Raw genomic sequence first — 4,065 nt, 5'->3', positions numbered from 1 at the left:
CTCAGAGATCCCCTCATTTTTAGAGACTCAAATAATTCCAAGTGTGCGGGTATATAAGCGGTGTTGCTTCAGGTAGTAGATAAATTTACCCATCAACAAGACCGCATTGGCTTCTTTCATTTTAGGCAGCAACTGGTAATAAATGACCCCTTGCCGAAAGAACGAATAGGTTCGGCTCTTGCTGGTATTGACCTTGATCGTTCTCTCTAGACCGACACTGTCTCCAGCCTTACCCAGCAGCGTCAGCAAGACGATGGCCAAGGCACTGAACAAAAACAGTCGGTCACGCCGGACCGGATTACTGATGTGCACATCTCCCATACCCATGCCGAATTTGTAATCTTTGATATCCCGAAAACTGGTCTCGATACCCCAGCGCTGGCCGTATAGTTGCAACGCCTTGGCGGCACTCAGATCGGTCCGGTTACTGGCCAGAAACCACGCGTCTTTCATGCCACTCTTGTGACAACAATAGACCCGCTCGACAGGCTGTCGTTGCCCAGTGAGCTCCACCTCCTTGAGGGTTCGGGTGCGCCCGGTCGGCGTTAGCCAGTCGCGGGCGGGAACCTGCTCTCCACCAGAGTAACCAACCAAAATATTTCCTTTAAATCTAATGATATAGGCAAAGCCTAGCTCTTGTTCCAGGCGCTCGAACAGCTCCATGTAACCAAACCCACGGTCAGCGACTACCGTCACGAAGATACCTTCTGGCAGGGTCTGCTTGAGTTTGGTGAGCAGCTCTTTCTCATGGGCATTGCGTTGCCCTTTGAGCAACGATTTTCGATGGGTTTTCCACAGCAGCGGAGTACTGCGGCCATGGTTGGTTTGCAGGCTGATAACCAAGGTGCTGTGATCATCGGCATCGAATTCGGTCCAGTCCATGGATACCACGATCTCGGTGCGTTCACCGACCACATAGGGAACCCAATCGTCAAAGAGGCTCCAGACGTTGAGCTTGGTGTTAGTGAGCAGGCGGTCCACCTGTTTCACCGCATGTTTGCGCTCGAGACCATTGGCCAAGGAGAGACCATTCCCGATGGCGTGGATGGCCAGCGAACCGGATTCGATAACCCCGAGGGTTGCATTGGCCAGGGAAAGAACACGCTTGGCATGCATGTCCTGTCCAAATATCTCGTTGATGTGGTTGAGGATTAGATCGTGGTTAAACATGGCGATTATCTGTCGGGTATTAGCTGGTCAAGGATGGCGATCATACCTCAGAAGCCGCGCCACGCCTCGCTCATACGAGGGGATGGTTAAGGGGTAGATAGATGCTAATGGTATAGGTTTAATGGTGAGTGACTTACCTGACTTGTTAGACATACTCTGCTGGAGGTAAATCTCCAGCTACGATCTCCGGAGAAAATGAGAATACTTTTGCGAACCTTTTCTTGCCGCATACTTTTCTAGGAAGTGACAAGAACCAATTGAGCATCCCAGGTGGCGCATCGTACTCCATAGTGATTGTGAGGGACTCAGCTTTTAACCCAAGCGGGCTTCCACCACCTTCAGGGTATTCATATAGATCAAACTTCCTAAAGCTAAACAGATGTTGACTTTGCCCTGGGGCAAACTGGGAAATTGTTGACCGAAAAACACCACCAAAATCCTCTCGTGGATGATGCCGTTTCAACTCGCCGTTTATGCGCAAAGTTACGTTCTCGGCTCGTACCCCACCAATATTCACTAAAGTAAATTGGATGAAAATATCCTGAGGCCGATTTTTATGCACCGTTCCCTCATTCCATCTACACCAATGGGAATTTCGAGCTCTTGCTCAGGGCCAAATCTGTTTCGAACTTGGTAATAGACTTCTAATACAGGTTTCTTGTGAGAGCTAACAACTTGGAGCCCAACTCTGAGCGAACCTGTTGCAATCGATGTAGGTATCTCTAACATCTTCATTACCTATATACAAAACGCTGTCTTCGCCATAGTAGATTATTTGAAGAATCTCTAAGTCCGCTCATAACACAATCATGTCAGCAACTTGATAGCCAAGGTTCGTGATCTCGAATACTTCGCCCTTGCTGCCACGATCAACCACTAGGTCATGCATCCTGAGTTGTTGGAGTGCGTCTTCCCATTTTGCAATCTCCCGTCGGTCCATGGAAGGCAGCAAATTTTTGCCGTTTGTTTGAATAGCTGTTCCATCGAGGTATCGAACATGGAGAATCGCTCCCCCTTGGTCTTGGCTGGCTTCTTTCAACAGTATTCTTGCTTCTTGTGAAATGTGTGGAATTTTCGTACGGGACTCGACGACAACATCTTCAAACTCTTCAGCCTCTTCTACTTGAAAAAGCTGGTGCTCATTCAATTTTAGTTGCAGATGCCGATAGAACTTATCTTTAAACTCTGAATGACTGTCATAGCTCTCATAAAGACCACGACTCTGGCAGGACTGTTTGAACTCTTTTAGTCGTTGAACTTGAGTTAAATCAACTGTATCCATGGCAACTGGTTGACTGGAGAAGTACAACATCACAGGTTTGCCAGACGCTATGTGTTCTTCAATCTCCTCTACTGTGCCACTCAAATGGTGTTCAGTGGGAGTTCCAATGCGTGTCCAGAATACTCCCACAAGCAGGTCACACTTTTTCAATACTTGCTTATTGATAATTTTCTGTGCTGGCGATCCCATTTCCGGTGATGAGTGTGTTTCCCACCCAACTGGTAATAGGACTATTTTTCTCACTCCAGAGTTAATAGCGTTCCATTCGTAGATGACATCTCGAACGATAGCCCTCTCCGAAGCGACATCGCCAGGCGAAGCAATCATTACATTGAATGTCGTAGCAGTGTAACTCACCTTAAAATCTCCTTGTGCTGGTTAACCATATACGAGAAGGAAGAATTTCTTTTTAGAGAATAACAAATCCCACACCGTATTATTTTTCGATTTCTAAATAGCTGTTCCGAATAGTAGATCACCGGAGGAAGGGAACTCAGTCCAGTTTGTGCGATCTGATTAGTCGCTAAACAAAACAAGCCACACCCAAAGGACTGAGTTGATGCCTATCCTACCACCTCTGCCACGACCACAACGGCGCCGCATTCACAAAATCATCCATGCCACCCGTGATAAAGGACATGCTCGTCGCTTGATGGCCATCTTGCTGTTACATGAAGGACGCACGATCACCGATGTTCATCACCTTACCGGCGCTGCGCGCTCGACCATCGGTCGTTGGCTTCGGTGGTATCGAGATGAAGGCATAGATGCGCTAGAAGCCTTACCGGCTGGCCGTGCCCCAGTCTTACCTATCGCCAAGATTGTCACCCTACTGGTGCTGCTCATGCAGTTTTCTCCGCAAGATTTTGGTTATCAGCGCAGCCGTTGGTGTACTGAACTATTGGCTATAAAAATCAATCGGTTAACAGGGCTCAATGTGGCAGCCTCCACGCTCCGCCGATGGTTACCTCGTATGGGCATTGTCTGGCGCAGGCCCGTGCCGACCTTGCGGATAAAAGACCCAGCCTATCAGGAAAAAATGGCGAATATCGACGCCGCGCTGGCCCGCTGTGATGCCGATAATCCGGTGTTTTATGAGGATGAAGTCGATATAGACCTCAATCCCAAATTAGGAGCCGACTGGATGTTCAGAGCGCAGCAAAAGCGGGTTGTCACACCGGGGCAGAATGCCAAGCATTATCTGGCAGGCGTTCTCCACGCAGGCAACGGAAGGGTACTTTACGTCAGCGGGATCAAGAAAAACTCATCGCTGTTTATTGCCATGCTGGAAAAGCTGCGCCACCACTACCGACGAGCCAAAACCATCACGTTGATCCTCGATAACTACATCATTCACAAAAGCAAACAGACCGAGCGATGGTTGAAGAAGAATCCCAAGTTCTGCCTGGTGTTCCAGCCAGTTTACAGCCCTTGGGTTAATCACATAGAACGGCTATGGCACAAGTTACATGAAACCATCACGCGCAATCATCAATGCAGAGGGATGGCAAACCTGCTGGCCCGAGTGAAACACTTCATGGATACCGTGTCTCCTTTCCCGGGGAATGGCTATGGCACAGCGAAGGTGTAGCACTATTGGGATCAGTTATTTA

At 48.6% G+C, this 4,065-nt stretch carries 4 protein-coding genes; 1 reads left to right on the top strand and 3 read right to left on the bottom strand.

Translation table 11 applies throughout. From position 1 onward, the window contains the following. Positions 1–27 precede the first annotated feature (27 nt). The 3 genes from AB5Y54_RS11680 to AB5Y54_RS11670 form a co-directional block, all read right to left on the bottom strand. The gene (locus tag AB5Y54_RS11680) at positions 28–1,170 is read right to left on the bottom strand and encodes an IS4 family transposase (RefSeq protein WP_053288703.1); all 1,143 of its coding nucleotides are present in this window, start codon (positions 1,168–1,170) and stop codon (positions 28–30) included. Positions 1,171–1,315: 145 nt separating this feature from the next. Beyond that, the gene (locus tag AB5Y54_RS11675) at positions 1,316–1,732 is read right to left on the bottom strand and encodes a hypothetical protein (protein WP_141116496.1); all 417 of its coding nucleotides are present in this window, start codon (positions 1,730–1,732) and stop codon (positions 1,316–1,318) included. 234 nt (positions 1,733–1,966) lie between these two features. Beyond that, on the bottom strand, positions 1,967–2,809 hold the full coding sequence (locus AB5Y54_RS11670; protein ID WP_109113035.1) for a DUF4062 domain-containing protein: 843 nt from the start codon (positions 2,807–2,809) through the stop codon (positions 1,967–1,969). Positions 2,810–3,011: 202 nt separating this feature from the next. Here AB5Y54_RS11670 and AB5Y54_RS11665 point away from each other — a divergent pair, with 202 nt between their 5' ends. Beyond that, complete coding sequence (locus AB5Y54_RS11665; protein WP_001809438.1) at positions 3,012–4,043, top strand: IS630-like element ISAhy2 family transposase; 1,032 nt, start codon at positions 3,012–3,014, stop codon at positions 4,041–4,043. Positions 4,044–4,065 lie beyond the last annotated feature (22 nt).

The sequence above is a fragment of the Aeromonas sp. s9 genome, assembly GCF_040907765.1.
Taxonomy (GTDB): Bacteria; Pseudomonadota; Gammaproteobacteria; order Enterobacterales; family Aeromonadaceae; genus Aeromonas; species Aeromonas caviae.
This window is presented reverse-complemented; position numbering and strand designations above follow the sequence as displayed.